We start from the raw sequence: 18,714 nt of genomic DNA on the forward strand, positions 1-18,714 counted from the left end.
TGAAAAGTTGCGCACAGCAGCACGGGTTTCTTTTTGATTTTTCACTTCTTATTTTTGACTTTTCGCTACTTACAAAATCCTCCAATCCCTCCACACCCCCATCGAACACAAACGGACATAGATATCTGAAAACGCAACCCAGAATAAACTCATCCATGCCCACAGCATATGCTTCCGGTTGAAACAGCTTACACATCCATATAATTTCCGGCGAACCGGCGAACCGGAAAATCGATCCATGAATCCACCAACTGCGTGGCGCAAAGAATGGCAACCGAATGTATATCCGCCGAGAAAAATCACATTGATGGCTAACACCAATGTGCCTACGCCAATGCCAAATGTTTTTTCACCCGTACCAGGAGTTGTAAACCATAGTGCATTCCAAACATCAATCGAGAGAAAAACAAGAAAGAACAATGCGATATAAAGAAAGTAACGATGTATATTTTGTATGATCAATGGAAAAGAATTTTCACCACGATACGTTTTCCGTGGTTCAGTAACCGTACAGGAAGGAGGATCAGCCCAAAATGCTTTGTAGTAAGCTCCGCGGTAATAATAACAGGTTAACCGAAATAAACCCGGCGCCCATAATATCAGCAGTGCAGGTGACCATGGCAATATCTGCGGCCACCAGCCAGGCTTCGAACCGAACCAACTGTGTGGTGAATCACCAAAAAGTTCCGGCGAATAAAGAGGAGAGAGATAAGATCCAAATGCGTAATGCTCACCCTGGAATGCGGCCCATGTAGCATAGATGACGAAAGCGGAGAGACAGACAAAGACAATCAATGGTCGCAACCACCAGCCATCTTTCCGATTGGTGTGACCAAAACCCTGGTGTTTACCTGTTAAGTTTATTTCAGCCATAACACTGTGTGTTATTAAGGACAAAATCTTAACACCCAACTTGTCAATGAATAAGAGAAGTACGCAAAATCTGTTCTCTAAGGTAATTCAAAAAATGCTGAGATACAGAAGAAAAAATTGCAAACAATAAACTACTGACCGGGATTAAGGACTGCTCCGCTGGTCCGATTTTGCATGAGCGACCAAACTAAAAAAGCGTCCCATATTGAGACGCTTTTTTTAAACGATTTCCTTATCATTTATCCTAAGGCTACTCTTTTAAATTCTGTCACTTTCACATCACCAGATTCTTTCAAATAATCAGCTACCGATTTACCGGCATCTTTTACAAACGCCTGTGCAGTGAGGGTTTGCTCTTTAAAGAAAGCGCCCAGTTTACCTTCGGCGATCTTTGACAACATCTCTTCTGGTTTGCCAGCCATTTTCGGATCTTCTTTCATAACATCCATGATGATTGATTTCTCCCGGGCAATAACGTCAGCAGGAACACTAGCAGCATCAACCGCTACAGGATTCAGTGCTGCGATCTGCATAGCGATATCTTTACCTACTTCAGCAGCTTCTTTACTTAAACCAACCAACACACCAATACGATAAGCACCGTGTATATAAGAAGCAACATAAGGAGCTTCTACTCTTTCATATTTAGTGATGCCGATTTTTTCTCCAATTGACGCCAGCTTATCATTGATAAGATCAGCAATCTTAGCACCATTTACTGTTGCCTCATTTAACTCTTCAACCGTTTTGATATTGTTGGATGTAGCTGTATCAGCGATGCTTTGTACCAATGCAATAAAATCAGCATTTTTAGAAACGAAGTCAGTCTCGCAACTTACACAAACCACGATACCTGTTTTGTTATCAGCAGTTGTTTGTGCAATAACAACACCTTCTTTTGCTTCACGGTCACTTCTTTTAGCCGCTACTTTCTGACCCTGCTTACGCAACCAGTCGATAGCTGCTTCAAAATCACCATTTGTTTCAGTCAAAGCCTTACGGCAATCCATCATACCAGCACCAGTGGCCTGGCGAAGTTTATTTATATCTGCTGCACTAATAGTTACTGTGCTCATAATATTGAAGTTTACCCTAAATCCGCCGCGGCGGACCTAAGAAATATTAATAATTTAAGAACCCGTCCCAGACTCCCCTCTAGAGGGTGTGGGTTTATCTTCTGCCGCCACCAGGACCACGGCCACCGGGTGTACCACCACCACTTGTACGACGTCTTTGGCCACCGGCAGCACCCCCGCCGGCACCAGGACCACGGCCACCGCCGCCGCGACCACCACGGCCACGACCACCTTCAGCTTGTGCTTCCGCTTCCAGGCGGGCTGCTCTTTTTTCTGCATCATCATCTACTGTATCTTCTGTATCCTCATCTTTAGCAGCCTGGCGTTCAGCCAATCCTTCTGCAATAGCAGCAGTAAGATAGTTTGCGAGAATAGCGATAGACTTTGTCGCATCATCATTACCGGGGATAGCAAAATCAACTTTATTAGGATCGCAGTTTGTATCAACGATACCAAAAGTGGTAATGCCTAAACGTTTTGCTTCAGCCAAAGCGATGTGCTCATGGCCAATGTCAACGATAAACAAAGCAGCAGGCACACGACCCAATTGAGCGATACCACCTAACACTTTATCCATTTTATCACGGTCACGGCTCAAGGTCAAACGCTCCTTTTTGGTAATGCTGTCAAAAGAACCATCGCCCAGCATTTTTTCAATGCTCTGCATTTTCTTAACGCTCTTACGAACGGTGTTGAAGTTGGTCAACATACCACCCAGCCAACGCTCAGTAACGAAAGGCATGTTTACTTTTTTGGCGCATTCGCTAACGATATCTTTCGCTTGCTTTTTTGTACCAACAAAAAGTATTTTTTTACCGCTGCGTGCAATCTGCTTCATAGCAGCCGCAGTTTCCTGCAGGCACTCAACCGTTTTATTCAGGTCAATGATATGGATACCTTTCTTTTCAGCAAAGATGTAAGGTAACATCTTGGGGTTCCACTTCTTTTTCAGGTGACCAAAGTGCACACCGGCGTCAAGAAGTTGCTGTTGCAGTGAAGTGTTATTTTCCATTTTCGATTTTTTGAGACCTCCCAAATCCCGACGTTGATAGTCGGGACTTTTGGAGATTCAGTTGTTTTGAAATTTCTTTTTATTAAAATCTTTCCAAATCCCCTTTAGGGGACAGGGGTTTAACGTTTGCTGAACTGGTAGCTTCTTCTCGCTTTTTTATGACCAAATTTCTTACGCTCAACAGAACGTGGGTCACGTTTCAACAAGCCAGCAGCCTTTAAAGCAGGACGAAAATCGGGGTTCAGTTCAACCAACACACGGGAAATACCCAGCATTGCTGCTTCAGCCTGGCCTTTCACACCACCACCATCAGCATTGATCTTTACATCAAACTTGCCAACGGCATCGATGGTTTTAAAAGGACGCTCCACCTGGTTTTGCAAATACACCAGTGAAAAATATTGTTTGTAATCTTTGTCGTTTACAGTGATCGTACCATTTCCTTTGGTAACAAATACCCTTGTCACTGCTTCTTTACGACGTCCAACACCTGTTGTTTGCTTTTCCATTTATTTGTTTTTGAAGCCCCTCTAAATCTTCCGCCGCGGCGGAGAGATTTCCGAAGAACCTGTTATTTTGAAAAATTTTCATTTATCGAAGACCTTTCTTATCCTCCCCTTTCGGGGGAGTTAGAGGGGGCCTTAAAACTTCAGCTCTTTAGGTTGTTGTGCAACATGTGGATGTTCAGCACCGGCATATACAAACAGTTTTTTGTACATCTGGCGACCCAACCTGTTTTTAGGAAGCATTCCTTTTACCGCTCTTTCAATCACCACCTCTGGTCTGCGGTTGATGAGGTTTCTTGCTACTTCTTCTTTACGACCACCGGGATAACCACTGAAAGTGTCATATACTTTCTGATCCAGCTTGTTACCGGTTAGTACAACTTTCTCGCAGTTGATCACGATGATATAGTCACCTGTGTCAACATGGGGAGTGTAAGAAGCTTTGTTTTTACCGCGAAGGATAGCGGCAATCTTTGCACACATACGTCCTACGGTTTGATTAGTACCGTCTACAACATACCAGTTACGTTGTACGGTAGCCGCATTCGCATGCTTGGTAGTGAAATGTAATTTGCTCATTCTTGAATCTTTGCACTGTGATCAAATCACAGCAGGTTTTAAAATTACCACCGGGCCATCCCCCGGCAGCACCCCTAGCTAATGCTATTTTTTGGGGGTGCGAAGATAGGCCTGGACAATGCAATTTTCCAAGAAAAGGTAAAGGTATTTTAAAATGCACCTTTGCAATAGATTGATTTACAGTAAAAATTTTGACTAATTGGAATCATAATTAAAGAAAGTTGGCAAACTGCCAACCTATTTATATTTTTACGTTACTTAATTGGGTTATATTATTTATACATCCATTACACAAATTGTAAAGACACTACTAAATGTACAGGCTGTGGATTCTAATTTAAAAATAGCAATCTATGAGAATTGTCAATTTAGAGCGTCTAAGCGAATTCGCAAAAAGACATGCTGATGCCCGCAAAAGTCTCGCAACGTGGCAGAATGTAACCGAAAACGAATTATGGAAAAACAAACAAGATGTTTTAAATGATTTTCCAAATGCGAAAATGATAAAGAATAACCGGGCCCGCTTTGAAATAAATCATAACACGTATCGCCTGATTGTTTTTATAAACTATGATGCTGAAACGGTTGTTATTCGCTTCATTGGCACACATAATGAATATGACAGGATCGACCCTGAAACAATTTGATAAAGTGATTTATATGAAACAGTGGTTACCAATAGAAACAGAACAAGAATATAAAGAAGCCTCACACCGCTTTGAAGAAATATATGATGCCGAAAAGGGATCACCCCATTTTAAAGAAATGCGGCTCCTGGCTATTCTGATTAGCGAGTATGAAAAGAAACATTTTAGCCTGTCCGAAGTTGACCCCATTGAAATGATCAAGATTCGCATGGAAGACTTTGGCTATACCGCTTCAGACCTTGCCAAAGAATATGGTGATAAGGGAACGATCAGTAAAGTTCTAAATTATAAGCAGCCTCTTTCATTGAATATGATCCGCATCTTCAGTAAAATGCTTCGCATTCCTGCCGATGCGTTGACGAAAGAATATAAACTGCAGTCATAATTATAGTTTCTCTACAACGATGCGGCCGGCACTCATATAAGTAATGACCACTTTTATTTTATCGCCGGGTTTATACTCTTCAGAACTTTTTTCGGTTTGCTGAATTTTTGCCTGTATTTTATCTCCAAACAGGTTGAGATAAATGCCATAAGAAGAAACCTTAACTACCGTTGCTTCTATTTCCTTTTTGTTTTTAAAATGTTCCTCTGCCTTTCGGTATTCAGGGATAAAACTATGAGAGAAGAGTTCGGCTGCAATATTCGGTTTATCGATATTTATTAATTTAAAATTGATGGTCTCATTAACGGCGGACTCCACCGGAGATTTCTCCCATTTGGACAACTTAAGCGGAAAAAAAATATAGCTTTCCCTTTCTTTCACATACATCTCACCATCCACTACTTTGAAATACCCGGCAAAGCGATTTTCAACGGCGGACTTGTTGATCAATTTTTCAAGGGCTGTGTTATAAAGAAACTTCAGGTTATAGGCTACCATCTTATCCCCCCGGTCGGACAGCTTAACCTGGAAATTTACCTCATCACCCACCCGAAAAACATGTTTTCTTTTATTGCCTTTAGCTGTTATCTCATCTATTTTACCATTTATCGATTTCTTTTTTCCATTAGCTACATAGTCGATAGTAACGTATTGCTTATCGTGATGAATAAATGAAATCGTTCCTTTATATACTGTTTCGTCCATGAAATTAAAATTATTGCTCTCGCTTTACAGCGTTTGAATCGCAGTCAAAGGTACTGGCTAGACTGTTCTTAAACCTTTTACTTTTATGAGTAATTGGAGCAAGCCTTTTATATTTATACTTTAAATACTCATATGGCAACTCACCTGCTCGGCCGTTCTGTTTTTGGCGATCCAAAAAATGCCGGCAACCTCCTTACCCTGGAAGAAGCGCATCAGCTACTGGAAGAATGGGTGCCCAATGAACGATTGCGTCTTCATATGAAGCAGGTGGCGGCAGTGATGAAAGCCTGGGCCATTGAAAAAGAAAATGCCGATGCTGCCACCGCTTTGAAATGGGAACTGGCCGGTTTACTGCATGATGCGGACTGGGAAAAATATCCTGATGACCATTGCCGCATTATCATCGAAGAATTGGAGCGCAGAAATATTGATCCTGACGTCATTCATTGTATTGCTTCACATGGACCATCTTATTTTGGCGTAGAGCCAGTAAGCAAAATGGACAAAATGATCTATGCCATTGATGAATTATCAGGTTTTATTCACGCCGCGGCATTGATAAGACCAAACCTGTACGAGGGCATGGAAGTGAAAAGCATTTTAAAAAAACTAAAAACACCCTCATTTGCCGCACAGGTGAACCGCGATGATATAAGCGATGCCTTATCCCGCATCAATATTTCACTCGAGGAATTGATCGATTTTATCATCCGGCATCAAAAGGAAATAAAATAGGCTTGACTGCAAACGATTGCAGGTAAAAACAAGGATTTGCTGTATTTTCAATAAGGATTCCGGGCTACTTTTCAAGAAATATCTGCTAGCTCCACAAACCGATTGCTTATGCTGTCCAAAAAGCCACTGCTATCCTTTTGGCAAATCATCAATATGAACTTTGGTTTTTTTGGCTTGCAATACAGTTTTGGTTTGCAGCAGGCTAACATGAGCCCAATTTATTCTTACCTGGGAGCAGAAGAAAGCAAGTTGCCTTTGCTATGGTTGGCAGGTCCCATGACAGGACTGATCGTACAACCGATCATCGGCGCCATGAGTGATAAAACGATTACCCGCTATGGCCGGCGTACTCCCTATTTTTTAGTGGGTGCTGTGTTTTGCAGCCTGGCTTTATTTTTTATGCCTTTCAGCAGCACGGTGTGGATGGCTGCAAGCATCCTTTGGATATTGGACGCCGCAAACAATATTACACAAGAGCCTTACCGGGCTTTTGTCAGTGATAAGCTGGATAAGAGCCAGCATTCCATTGGATTTTTAACGCAAAGTGCTTTTACCGGCTTAGGACAAACGCTATCTTACCTGACGCCTTTTTTACTGATCAATTTATTAACGATTGCTGAAGATGGTAAAATAGGACGACTGCCTACTACTACAGTTATCGCTTTCATTATTGGTTCAGTTGTTTCTATCGGTTCTATTTTATGGACATTAAGAACAACCAAAGAAATTCCACTGACAGAACAGGAAAAAGAAAAAATCCGCCAATCACCCTCCGGTATCGGTGGCACTTTTAAAGAGATTTATATGGCATTTAAAGAAATGCCATTGACCATGAAGCTGATGGGGCCAATGATGCTCTTTAGCTGGTACGCCATGTTCATCTATTGGCAGTATATCGCTAAATGCTTGTCAAAGTCATTATATGATACAGTCGATCCTGCCAGTCCGCTTTTCAGAAAAGCCGAATTATGGGTTGGACCTTTGGGCGCCTTTTATAATGGCGTCGCTTTTCTTTCGGCTTTTGGGCTCGCATCGCTTGCCAAAAAATATGGCCCGAAATACATTCATATGATCTGTTTGTTTTTAGCAGGTGTTGGCCTGTTGACTATTCCTTATCTCCAGGATAGAAATCTATTGTTTTTGCCAATGATTGGCATGGGTCTTTCATGGGCCAGCATGATGGGGAATCCTTATATCATGTTGGCAGGAAGCATTCCTCCCGAACGAACAGGTGTGTACATGGGCATATTCAACATGTTTATTGTAATACCCATGTTACTGGAGACATTTACCATACCGCTTTATTATAAATCATGGTTGGGAAATAATCCTGTCAATGCGATTATTCTGGCAGGTATTCTTTTGATATTGGCTTCGGTATCGGTGTTTTTTGTAAAAACCAGTAAAAGAGTTGAAGGAACAGTCGATGAAATTGTGCACGGCATGATTCACTAATGCATCACCTAAAACCTCAGTCGATGAAAAGACTATTTATCCTCTTGCTGATCGCTGTGGCTTCAACCGGCATACTCTCCTCCTGCAAATCAAAAGAAAAAAAACAACCTCAACCAGCGACCACGGAAGCCCTGGAAAAAAAATGGTGGAAGGAGGCCATCGTATATCAAATATATCCCCGCAGTTTTAAAGATAGCGATGGCGATGGCATTGGAGATTTGAAAGGCATCCTTTCCAAATTGGATTATATTAAAAGTCTTGGTGTAAATGCGATATGGTTGAACCCCATTTACACTTCACCGAATGATGATAATGGCTATGATGTAAGCGACTATCGAAACATCATGCAGGATTTTGGAACGATGGCAGATTTTGACAACTTATTAAAAGGTCTCCATGACAGAGGCATAAAAATAGTTATGGACCTGGTAGTAAATCACAGCAGTGATGAACATGAATGGGTTAAGCAAAGCCGCAGCTCGAGAACAAGCCCTTACCGAAATTACTATCACTGGTGGAATGCGGAACGTGGCAAACCACCCTATCGATACAGTTTATTTGATGTTAACCACGATGCATGGATGTATGATTCACTGACTGATGCTTATTATCTGCATTATTTTTCGAGGAAGCAGCCTGATCTAAACTGGGAAAACCCCAGGCTCCGGCAGGAAGTATATGACATAATGAAGTTTTGGGCCGATAAGGGTATTGATGGTTTCCGGCTCGACGCCTTCCAGTTTGTATCAAAAGACACCAGCTTTCCTGTATATCCCCAGGGCTTTGAGAAAAATTTCATCAAGTATTATGCAATGGGGCCTCACCTGCATGACTACCTGAAGGAAATGAATCGGGAAGTGCTTAGCAAGTATGATGTAATGAGTGTAGCTGAGGGAGCCGGCAATTCTTTTGAGGATGCGCATGCCCTTGTTGATGCAGACCGGAAAGAATTGAATATGGCCTATGCCTTTGAAGCAGTGGATATCGGTAATGCAAAAGGCTATAGCGTTTTAAAATTAAAAGAAGTGTTCAGCCGATGGGATAGTGCTTTTGCGGATAAAGGCTGGCTCTCTATTTTTTTGGCCAATCATGACCAGGCCAGGATGGTGAGCCGTTTTGGAAATGATAAGCCATTGTTCCGGGAAGCTTCATCCAAAATGCTGAATACATTTCTTATGACCATGCGTGGCACCGTGTATTGTTACAACGGCGATGAATTGGGAATGACCAATGCCGGCTTTACCTCTATTAGTGATTATAAGGATATGCCTACCCTAAATGAGTACCAGCATCAAAAGGATATCGGTGGAGACATGAACCTTTTTATGGAAACCGTTCAAAACAGCAGCAGGGACAATGGCCGCACACCTTTTCACTGGGATAGCAGTGCAAATGCCGGATTTACTACCGGCACACCCTGGATTAAGGTCAACCCGAATTATAGCTCCATTAATGTCGCCGAACAGGAAAAAGACTCCGCAAGTTGTCTGAATTATTTCAGAAAGCTTACTCAATTACGCAAAGAAAACCCGGTGTTGGTGTATGGAAAATATACCTTGCTGGATAAAAACAATCCGGATGTATATGCCTATACCCGGGAATTAGACGACAAGAAAGTGTTAGTACTTTTAAATTTCAGAAGCACGGCAGCAGTAGCCAGGACGGATATGGACCTGGATAATGCAAAAATTTTGCTGTGTAATTACAAAACACCGTCAGTCCATGGGAACCTTCAACCCTATGAAGTCATTATATACGAATTGCCATAATTTTTTAGAAAGAAACACATGAAAAAAATATTATGTATAGGCGAAGCATTGATCGATATGATCTGCACAGATAAAGGAAGCTCCTTAGCTGACGGAAATAATTTCTTAAAAAAAGCAGGCGGTGCTCCTACTAATGTAGCTGCTGCAATTGCTGCATTGGGCGGCGAAGTGGAATTATTGGCAAAAGTTGGTACCGATCCTTTCGGCCGCCACCTGATCGACGTGATGGAGGAGTTTAAAGTAAGTACGAAGTGGATATTGCAGGATCCTGATCATTTCACCACGTTTGCTTTTGTATCACTGATGGAAAACGGGGAACGTGATTTTTATTTTAACCGCGGCGCGGATGGCCAATTGAGTGTAAAAGATATTGACCAGGTCAATCTCAATGAATTCTCCATCGTTCATTTTGGATCAGCAACCGGATTTTTGCCCGGGCCATTGCAAGCCGCTTACCAGGGATTGCTGCAACAATGCCTGCAGCATGAAGTTTTTATCAGCTTTGACCCCAACTACCGTCATTTACTCTTTCAAAACAATACACAAACATTCATTGATCAATCCTGGAATTTTTTAAATAGTTGTCATTTCTTCAAAGTAAGTGATGACGAAGCCATGCTGATAACCGGGCGGGCAACCTTAACAGATGCAGTGGATACATTACTACAAAAAACTTCGGCCGTCTTTGCCATTACACTGGGTAAAGAAGGCACTATGCTTGGCATACAGGGCGAAACCATTATCATTCCCAGCATACCGGTGAACCCCGTTGATACCACCGGTGCAGGTGATGCATTTGTTGGGACGGTGCTTTATCAGCTGAGTTCCCGATCTGTGGCACAAATAAAAAGCCTCAACATTGAAGATTGGCGGACAATCATCTTAAATGCCAATAAGGCCGGAGCCAGAACCTGTGAATATATGGGCGCCATGGAAGCGTTTAAACATTTAAGCACAAAAATTTTCAACTAATGTACAATTACGGGCTTCACCAACATGTCAATCAATCCATACAGGAGGCCGGTCTGGATATTAGTGGCGCTGATAATTTATTTTATACCCGGTTTATCGTTAACACCAGTACGATCTTTGGGTTGTACATGCAATTGTATGAACACCATCCCAAGGCTGAACAGTTTTTTCATGAATTGATCAAAGTAATAATCAAGGCACATACCGAAAGATCAAAAACCTTAATTGAACGAGATAACAAAAAAACAAAAGAAGAACACTGGTTTTTAAGCAATGAAATAAACGGAATGAGTTTGTATGTCGACCGGTTTTGCGGAAACCTGCAGAATCTTCAAAACAAACTGGATTACCTGGAAACACTGGGCGTAAACTTTCTGCATTTGATGCCATTATTTCAAAGTCCTAAAAATGAAAGTGATGGCGGCTATGCTGTATCTGATTTTCGTAAAGTAGATAAAAGATTTGGTGACCTGGAAGATTTGCAGCAATTACAACAAGTCATGCAGGAACGAAATATGTACCTGATGCTCGATATTGTGTTGAATCATACCTCACATCATCATGAATGGGCAAAAAAAGCGAAACAGGGAGATCAGCATTTCCAGGACTATTATCATTTTTATAATGATCGTAGCCTGCCCGACCAGTATGATCAGACAATGCCGGAGATTTTTCCGGAAAGCTCTCCCGGCAACTTCACTTATGTTCGTGATTGCCATAAATGGGTGATGACAGTATTTCATCACTATCAATGGGACCTGAATTACAATAATCCGCAGGTGTTGGTAGAGATGCTGGGCATTATATTTTTCTATGCTAATCTCGGTGTTGATGTCTTAAGAATAGATGCACCGGCCTTTATCTGGAAACAATTAGGCACCACCTGTCAAAATCTTCCACAGGCTCATACTATTCTCCGGTTGATCAAACAATGTGTACAGGTGGCTACACCGGGCATGGCTTTATTGGGCGAAGCGATTGTCGCCCCAAAAGATATCATGCCCTATTTTGGCACCGGTGATTTTAAGGCACGGGAATGCGACTTTGCTTACAACGCAACACATATGGCTTTACAATGGGATATGCTGGCCACAGGTGATACCAGGATCATGTTGGCAGCGCAGCATGAACTGTTGAAAAAACCATTCGGCACATCCTGGATAAACTATACCCGGTGTCATGATGACATTGGTTTGGGCTACGAAGATTATATGATAAGACAGGCAGGCTTTGATCCATTTGAACACCGAAGATTTTTGAAAGATTATTACTCAGGCTTTCATCCCGGCTCACCTGCAAAAGGCGCATTGTTTTCAAGTAATCCCAAAACAGGTGATGCACGAATAAGCGGATCACTCGCTTCTTTATGTGGGTTGGAAAAAGCATTAGATAACAAGGATGCGCATGCCATAAATATTTCCATCAAAAAAATCTTGCTGATGCAGGCGCATAGTTTTTTCCTGGGTGGTGTACCGATGCTATTCTACGGTGATGAACTGGGCTACACAAACGATTATAGTTATTTACAAGATGCTGGTAAAAGTTATGATAACCGCTGGATGCACCGGCCAACTATTGACTGGGAGAAGAATAAAAAAATTAATGAGACAGGCACGGTTGAAAGTCGGATTTTTTCCGGTACACAAAAACTATTGGCTATCCGAAAAAAAATACCGTTGATCGCCGACCATAGCAATCTCACCTGGCTTACTCCGCACAATATTCATGTAGCCGGCTATATGCGTGTCTTTGGAGAAAGTAAATTTTTTGGCATTTTCAATTTCAGCCCGAATGAATCTTTTTTGACCTGGTATGCTTTTAAAGAACACTCATTAAGGGCATTGAAATTGTATGATCACTGGAAAGAACGAAAATTGACTATTGGAGGAAATGACGAGTACCTGGTGATTGGTCCTTACGATTTCCTGCTGTTGGAACCGTTGGAAAAATAATTGTTATAAGGTCAACCCGTATTTTTTTATCAGGGCCAATAAGACACCATTTGTCCAGCCAAAACCATCCTGGCCGGGATACTCGCCACCACCTGCTTCAAGATGCGTGTCAACCACATTGTATTTTTCCATCATTTTACCTGTGCGGAGAAAAACATCATTATTCAATTTTACCCAACGCTTGGCAATATCTGCAGCCAATTCCTTCTGACCACAACGATCGAGCCCCCAAATAGTCATCCATTGCAACGGCGCCCAACCATTGGGTGCGTCCCATTGCTGGTTGGTATTTTTTTCAACTGTCACCACGCCACCATCTTTCAACAATTTTGTCCTGATCATTTCAGCAGCCCTTTTCGCCAACAGGCTTAAATAATCAGGCTTATCTTCAAAAAAACAAAAGGGATACATACCGGCTAATGAAACATTGTTGACGATCCGTTGTGTTTTAAAATTATAGTCGGTATAATAGTTAAGATTTTTATTCCAGCAATATTTATCAATTGCTGCCTGCCGCGTCGAAGCTTTTTTCCTGAATTCTTCAGAGCCCTGCTGATCACCTTTTAACAATTTGCCCTTAGCGATAACCAGTTCGAGGTTATACAAAAGCGAATTCAGATCAACAGCAATATAGTTGGTGGTTTGAATGCTGGTAATATTTTTACCATCAGCAAACCAACGATTGCTAAAATCAATTCCACTTTCCGCACCTGCACGCAGGTGCTTATACATTTCTATTTTATTTCTTCCCGATTTGGCAGCGGTTTCTATATCTTCCCTATAACTCTCCTGCCGGGGCACATTACTATCATCCCAATAGCGATTAAGTATAGTGCCCTCTTTTAGTCTGACAACTCTTCTATAAGGCTGACCCAATTTTACTTTGGCAGCGCCATCCATCCAGTAAGCATATTCTTTTTCCAGGGCTGGTAAATAAACGGTAAAAACATCATCGCCCTTGATAGAAGCCAGCAACTGTACCATCGCTGCAAAAAATGGCGGCTGTGACCGGCCAATATAATAGCTCCTGTTTCCATTGGGAATATGACCGTATGTTTCGATGAGATACGCAAAGTTTTTGATCATGTTCTCAATCATCTCGTGTTCTCCGCTCTCTTTCAGACCCAGCATGGTAAAATAAGAATCCCAGTAATAAATTTCCCTGAATCGTCCGCCAGGGACAATGTAGGGATTGGGTAGCGGTAATAAAGAACTTCCGGCCCCCTCCTGACCTCCCCCGGTGGAGGAGGAAATATCGGCATCTCTTTTCAAAACGCCCCACAAGTTTTTGATATGCATGACCACATCTTTTTCTTTGGTCACATAATTAAGCTGCGGAGTTTTTGGTAAATCAAAGTTGCCTTCTACAAATAATTTTAAGCTGAAGCGCAAAGCAGGATTGTTTTTAGCAGCCAGGTATTCTTTCACTATTTCTTTTGGATTCTTTTTTGGCACACAATCCACGAAAGTTTTTCCGTCAGGAAATATTCTCGCCATTTGTACATCTCTAAAAAGTTGACCATAGATTTGGTCGGGTGTTTGAACTTTTTGCGAGAACATTGGTGAAGAAATTACCAACATAAGGATGGCAGCCAGGTTCTTTTTCATATAATAAGTTGTTGCTTAAAGATACAAAAGAAAACAAGCTGGCACTTTGCAGTATCAGCTTGCTGAGCCGCATGGGAACGGAATAGTTACTATTTTTTTGTAGCCGGGTTGAAGGTGCGCCAGCTATGCCAGAACTCCTGGTAAGCCTGCAATTGTTTCAGAGAATAAGCAGTGTCTATCCCTTTGCCGTCTATTCTGAAATGTTTATTGTTTAACAGAAGAGTGTCATTTACCAGCAAAAGCTTAACATCAGGCGCCGGCAGTTCAAACACAAAAAAACTTTGATCATCCGATGCAAGTACAACTGCCAGCGAAGCACTATTTATATTGTCATGAATAATTCTTTCTTTCTTCAACCGGTTCCAGTCATAAGCCTTTCTGCCATCACCTGACTTCACGCCTATCACCCATGATTTGTCTTTCCAGGACAAACTATCCGTTCCTGTCAGCTTACTTTTACTTTTGCCGCTTTCATATTTCAATGTGGTATCGTAAGAAGCAATAAACGCCGAATCGGCTTGCATCACTTTCGAATCAGGGTGCAGTTCCAGCCATTTGATCAATGATGTTTGTGTACTCAATACTTCAGGCAATTGCTGCCCTTTTAATTTTCCGGCTACTGATTTACCAGTGGCTTGTTGCCACCAGCTTTTGGTAGTTGCATCTTCAAGCATCGCATTAAAGTGATCCATCCCTACCAGTCTGAATGTTTCTTTTTTGCCATTAATGATTGGCTCAAAGACACGACCCGTTCTGCAGACTGTACAATAAGTAACCAGTATCGGTTTGCCGCCAACAATATCCTGCACATGATGATGATAACCTAAAAACCGGATTGGATAGGCTTTTGCTTCGCCATTGATAGCAACACCGATCACAAGGCGATTAGAATCCACTTTATTGTCACCGGCGCCGGATAATACAAATTGTTTGGGTTGTCTAAACATGGAGTCGGCCGCCATATTAAAATTGGCCATATAAATAACAGCCGCAAGAACAAGCAGCGGAAGTATCAATGCCCACTTCCACTTCTTATGCCATTTAGCTTTTAAAAGCCCGGCGATTATCATTAACCCGAATAAGCCACGAATTGCCCAGCGCCATTTATATAAAAAATATGCAGCGTCAATACTATTCATTCGCTGGCTGCCCGGCATAGGCATGATGAAATAGACATTGGCTATTTCGAAAAGTAGCAGTCCTATCCAGCCCAGCCAAAAAAGTTTTTTCATTGGTATATTTTTTTACTTACTTATAAAGATCAAAATCTATATATCCTTCCTCTGCTCTCCGCGGCGCCCTGTCAATATAAACCTGCCTGTCAGCAGGCGCCCATGTTGCAAGACCGTCAACATAACGATTGAACATGCAAAAGGCGGCTGCTATTAAAACAGTATCATGGATTTCCCGGTCGGTTACCCCTGCTTTTTTTGCATCGTTTATTTGAGCAATCGCAACATGTTTTCCACTCTTTTGCACACTTCCTGCAATAGATAATAATGCTTTCATTTTTTCAGATAAAGGCGAGGAACGAAAGTCCCTTTTAATATCATCTATAACCTGCATATCACATTGCATATAATGTTGCGCAAGTGCACCATGTACATTTTGACAAAAGAAACAATCGTTGAGCGATGAAACATAGGCTCCGATCAATTCTCGTTCGCCACGGCTTAAGGAGTTATTGTCATCCCGCAATAAAACTTCCGCTAATTCATTTAATGGCTTCGCTGTTTCAGGGCTGTAGGCCATGGGGCCGCGGATACCCGGAAGATCATTTTTTAAATCAATATGCGCCATAGTTTATTGTATTTTTTGAGGTAAAACATATCCCAGGGTTGTCATCCTTTTTCCCATTTCCTCATATGCCGCCGGATCTGTTGGTGTAAATGCTGCTAACCCGTCAACATAGCGGTTGAACATGCAAAAGGTGGCTGCAATCAATACCGTGTCATGTATTGCCCGGTCATCAGCGCCATGCTTTCTTGCTTCGGCTATATCTTCTTCATTCACTTCCTTACCCAATATCTGCACTTTACCGGCAATATTTAGTAAGGCTTTCATCTTATCGCTTATCTGCGAATGCTGCATGTCTTTTAACACATCATCCACGATATCTTTTTCATCACCATATAAACAGCGGGCAGCGGCAGCATGACTGTTCATACAAAACATGCAATTGTTTTTATATGAAACATAAGTTGCGATCAATTCTCTTTCAGCCCAGGTCAAGGGCGATTCGCCTCTTAATAATACCTGTGCTAATTCATAAAGATGTTGGCCAGTCTCAGGCCTGAATAATGCAAGACTTCTAATACCCGCTATATTTTCGTCAACGTCAATATGTGCCATACCAAAATATTTTTATTCCGCAGCAGATGACTGGCGGGCTTTAACAGGTATTCCCTTTTCTTTTTGAAAAACAGTAATACCCAGCCCCAGCAAAAAAACAAGCGAAAAAATAAAAAGAGAATTACCATAGCCACCCAATGTGTTAACCAGAATACCCACAAATAGCACAGCAGTAGCCGTAAAAAGCCGGCCAATATTAAAACAAAGGCCTGTGGCAGTACCACGAACAGCAACAGGAAATAAATCAGGAATAAATACTGATAAGACACCCTGGCTTGCGCCAAAGAACAAAGCCAGAATTACGATTTCAGGATAGATGATCAGGGAAAAAGCAACATTTGTTTTAAACAACAAAAAAGAAAGCAGGGAACAAACTGAAAAACAAAGCAGAAGCGATCTGCGAATACCAATTGCCCTCATTAACCAACCAGAAAAAAATCCGCCCGTCAATCCGCCCATGCCCAGCATCATCATACTTAATCCTCTTTCTTTTTGGCCAACTCCTTCAGCGATCAATCCTTGAATCCATGTAGGTATCCATAGAAAAATAGCCCATAAGCCGATTAACATGGTTCCGAATATAAAAGTACCTGTAATAAGGTTGCTGCTATATTGTTTAGAAAAGATGCCGGTAACTATTTTTACAGGTTTAAGTTTAACGTCACGGTTTTTCCATTTAGCAGATTCTTTTAAAAGCCGGATAGAAAGTATTGCAATGCAAAGCGGAATAATACCCACAAGAAATGCCTGCCTCCAGGATGAAACGAAATAATCAATCAAACCGGCAGAAAAAATTCCAACGGGTATAGCGATAGATAGTATTCCGATAAAAATTGGTTTTGTTTTTGCAGGCCATTCTTCATTTATTAAAGTAGTAGAAGAAACTAATATTGCTCCAAGTCCAAAGCCGCTGAAGAACCGGCAGATCATTACAGCCCACCAATTTGGCATAAATGAAGTAATAGCAGCAAATGCTCCATAACATGTAATTGAAAAAATAACCGCCGTTTTTCTGCCGGCTTTATCGCATATTATTCCGGAAATAATTCCTCCGAAGGCAGCGCCAAATAAATAAATACTGTTGATCCAGGCTCCGGTATTATTTATTTCATCTGTACTTCGGTTGCCAAGCAATTCCCTTACCACAACAGGGAGATAGACAGACATTAACGTTGACACAACTCCCGCGAAAGCTGTACCAAGAAAGCAAATAAAAAATAAAACCCAATGATAGTTTGTTATTTTTTCATCTTGCCCGGAAATATTCATGATTGCTTTTTTAAATGATCATAACCCTGTGGCAGGCGGGTATACCCATGGTTAACTAACCGTTCGGCCAGCGTATCAAAATAGGCTGAGCTATCCGGCAACGCTGTTGCCAGCCCGTCAACATAACGATTGTACAAACAAAACAAAGCAGCAATTAATACCGTGTCATGAATTTCTATACCCGTTGCGCCCTCTTGTTTTGCTTTTGCAATGGATTCTTCCGTGACACTCTTGCCGCTTTCCTGCACTTGCGCAGCAATGGTCAGCAGGGCTTTCATTTTGCTGCTTATGGGTGCAGTGTTGACATCCTGTTTTACTTTTTCTGAAGTTTCCTTTTCGCCCAATAAAAGATCGGCAGCAGCAGTATGGGCGGTAGTGCAGAATTTACATTCATTCTTATATGAGACAACAGTGGCTATCAGTTCTCTTTCTCCCTCGGTAAGCGTAGAAGGCCCGCGAAGCAAGTATTGAGTCAATGCACGGATTGGCGCTGCAGAGTCTTTGCGGTACTCCAGCAAACCTGTAATACCGGGTAAATGTTTTTCGACTTCGATATGAGGCATATAAGAAGTTTAATGATTTTTAAAGAAATACAAAACGGTACGTCCTATTGAGTAAGCTTATATTTCTTGCAGTTATGGACAATGCAGCGGTTAATTTTTAAACGGATTGAAAACGGGCTGATCCACACAAATTTTTTACAATAAAATCATTACCTGCTACAAAAGAAAAGAAAGGCGTCCGTAAAGAATTACAACGCCGTTGAATGCTTATATAATGCTAACTAACTCCTTTAATAAATTTTAAGCAAGATCAAAA

19 protein-coding genes are annotated in these 18,714 nt (G+C 41.6%); 7 read left to right on the forward strand and 12 right to left on the reverse strand.

Annotated elements, in window-relative coordinates; genetic code table 11:
• Nucleotides 1–69 precede the first annotated feature (69 nt).
• The 5 genes from sdhC to rplM form a co-directional block, all read right to left on the reverse strand.
• Nucleotides 70–873 carry a succinate dehydrogenase subunit SdhC gene (gene sdhC / locus P2W73_RS19620; protein WP_276503798.1) on the reverse strand — a complete coding sequence of 268 codons (804 nt, stop codon included), beginning with the start codon at nt 871–873 and terminating at the stop codon, nt 70–72.
• Nucleotides 874–1,112: 239 nt separating this feature from the next.
• Nucleotides 1,113–1,949 carry a translation elongation factor Ts gene (tsf, locus tag P2W73_RS19625; RefSeq protein WP_276503799.1) on the reverse strand — a complete coding sequence of 279 codons (837 nt, stop codon included), beginning with the start codon at nt 1,947–1,949 and terminating at the stop codon, nt 1,113–1,115.
• A gap of 94 nt (nt 1,950–2,043) precedes the next feature.
• On the reverse strand, nt 2,044–2,961 hold the full coding sequence (gene rpsB / locus P2W73_RS19630) for a 30S ribosomal protein S2 (RefSeq protein ID WP_276503800.1): 918 nt from the start codon (nt 2,959–2,961) through the stop codon (nt 2,044–2,046).
• 119 nt (nt 2,962–3,080) lie between these two features.
• The gene (gene rpsI / locus P2W73_RS19635; protein WP_276503801.1) at nt 3,081–3,470 is read right to left on the reverse strand and encodes a 30S ribosomal protein S9; all 390 of its coding nucleotides are present in this window, start codon (nt 3,468–3,470) and stop codon (nt 3,081–3,083) included.
• 132 nt (nt 3,471–3,602) lie between these two features.
• Nucleotides 3,603–4,046, reverse strand: a complete 444-nt coding sequence (gene rplM, locus P2W73_RS19640) for a 50S ribosomal protein L13 (protein ID WP_276503802.1) — start codon at nt 4,044–4,046, stop codon at nt 3,603–3,605.
• Nucleotides 4,047–4,399: 353 nt separating this feature from the next.
• On the opposite strand from rplM, the gene P2W73_RS19645 reads away from it, so the two are divergent.
• Nucleotides 4,400–4,693 (forward strand): type II toxin-antitoxin system HigB family toxin, encoded by a 294-nt coding sequence (locus P2W73_RS19645; RefSeq protein WP_276503803.1) that lies wholly within the window; start codon nt 4,400–4,402, stop codon nt 4,691–4,693.
• Between the two features lie 13 nt (nt 4,694–4,706).
• Nucleotides 4,707–5,078, forward strand: coding sequence for a helix-turn-helix domain-containing protein (locus P2W73_RS19650; protein WP_276503804.1), 372 nt, complete (start codon nt 4,707–4,709; stop codon nt 5,076–5,078).
• Here P2W73_RS19650 and P2W73_RS19655 read toward each other — a convergent pair whose 3' ends face one another.
• Nucleotides 5,079–5,783 carry a hypothetical protein gene (locus P2W73_RS19655; RefSeq protein WP_276503805.1) on the reverse strand — a complete coding sequence of 235 codons (705 nt, stop codon included), beginning with the start codon at nt 5,781–5,783 and terminating at the stop codon, nt 5,079–5,081.
• 132 nt (nt 5,784–5,915) lie between these two features.
• On the opposite strand from P2W73_RS19655, the gene P2W73_RS19660 reads away from it, so the two are divergent.
• The 5 genes from P2W73_RS19660 to P2W73_RS19680 all read left to right on the forward strand — a co-directional run bounded on the left by P2W73_RS19660 (nt 5,916) and on the right by P2W73_RS19680 (nt 12,666).
• Nucleotides 5,916–6,518 carry a hydrolase gene (locus tag P2W73_RS19660; protein ID WP_276503806.1) on the forward strand — a complete coding sequence of 201 codons (603 nt, stop codon included), beginning with the start codon at nt 5,916–5,918 and terminating at the stop codon, nt 6,516–6,518.
• 108 nt (nt 6,519–6,626) lie between these two features.
• Nucleotides 6,627–7,973 carry an MFS transporter gene (locus P2W73_RS19665; RefSeq protein WP_276503807.1) on the forward strand — a complete coding sequence of 449 codons (1,347 nt, stop codon included), beginning with the start codon at nt 6,627–6,629 and terminating at the stop codon, nt 7,971–7,973.
• 23 nt (nt 7,974–7,996) lie between these two features.
• A complete protein-coding gene (locus P2W73_RS19670; RefSeq protein WP_276503808.1) occupies nt 7,997–9,742 on the forward strand; it encodes a glycoside hydrolase family 13 protein in 1,746 nt (581 codons plus the stop codon).
• An 18-nt stretch (nt 9,743–9,760) separates the two neighbouring features.
• Nucleotides 9,761–10,714 carry a carbohydrate kinase family protein gene (locus tag P2W73_RS19675; RefSeq protein WP_276503809.1) on the forward strand — a complete coding sequence of 318 codons (954 nt, stop codon included), beginning with the start codon at nt 9,761–9,763 and terminating at the stop codon, nt 10,712–10,714.
• Nucleotides 10,714–12,666 (forward strand): alpha-amylase family protein, encoded by a 1,953-nt coding sequence (locus P2W73_RS19680; protein ID WP_276503810.1) that lies wholly within the window; start codon nt 10,714–10,716, stop codon nt 12,664–12,666. Before P2W73_RS19675 ends, P2W73_RS19680 begins: the two co-directional genes overlap by 1 nt.
• Before the next feature lie 3 nt (nt 12,667–12,669).
• Here P2W73_RS19680 and treF read toward each other — a convergent pair whose 3' ends face one another.
• From treF to P2W73_RS19710, 6 genes are all read right to left on the reverse strand, one after another.
• Nucleotides 12,670–14,274 (reverse strand): alpha,alpha-trehalase TreF, encoded by a 1,605-nt coding sequence (treF, locus tag P2W73_RS19685; protein ID WP_276503811.1) that lies wholly within the window; start codon nt 14,272–14,274, stop codon nt 12,670–12,672.
• An 89-nt stretch (nt 14,275–14,363) separates the two neighbouring features.
• On the reverse strand, nt 14,364–15,506 hold the full coding sequence (locus P2W73_RS19690; RefSeq protein WP_276503812.1) for a DUF3179 domain-containing (seleno)protein: 1,143 nt from the start codon (nt 15,504–15,506) through the stop codon (nt 14,364–14,366).
• A gap of 16 nt (nt 15,507–15,522) precedes the next feature.
• Entirely contained in the window at nt 15,523–16,074 is a 552-nt protein-coding gene (locus tag P2W73_RS19695; protein WP_276503813.1) for a carboxymuconolactone decarboxylase family protein, read from the reverse strand.
• 3 nt (nt 16,075–16,077) lie between these two features.
• Entirely contained in the window at nt 16,078–16,626 is a 549-nt protein-coding gene (locus P2W73_RS19700) for a carboxymuconolactone decarboxylase family protein (RefSeq protein WP_276503814.1), read from the reverse strand.
• A 12-nt stretch (nt 16,627–16,638) separates the two neighbouring features.
• Nucleotides 16,639–17,895 carry an MFS transporter gene (locus P2W73_RS19705; RefSeq protein WP_276503815.1) on the reverse strand — a complete coding sequence of 419 codons (1,257 nt, stop codon included), beginning with the start codon at nt 17,893–17,895 and terminating at the stop codon, nt 16,639–16,641.
• Nucleotides 17,892–18,458, reverse strand: coding sequence for a carboxymuconolactone decarboxylase family protein (locus tag P2W73_RS19710; RefSeq protein ID WP_276503816.1), 567 nt, complete (start codon nt 18,456–18,458; stop codon nt 17,892–17,894). Before P2W73_RS19710 ends, P2W73_RS19705 begins: the two co-directional genes overlap by 4 nt.
• Nucleotides 18,459–18,714: the final 256 nt, after the last annotated feature.

It is taken from the genome of Terrimonas pollutisoli (genome assembly GCF_029360765.1).
Classification (GTDB): Bacteria; Bacteroidota; Bacteroidia; order Chitinophagales; family Chitinophagaceae; genus Terrimonas_B; species Terrimonas_B pollutisoli.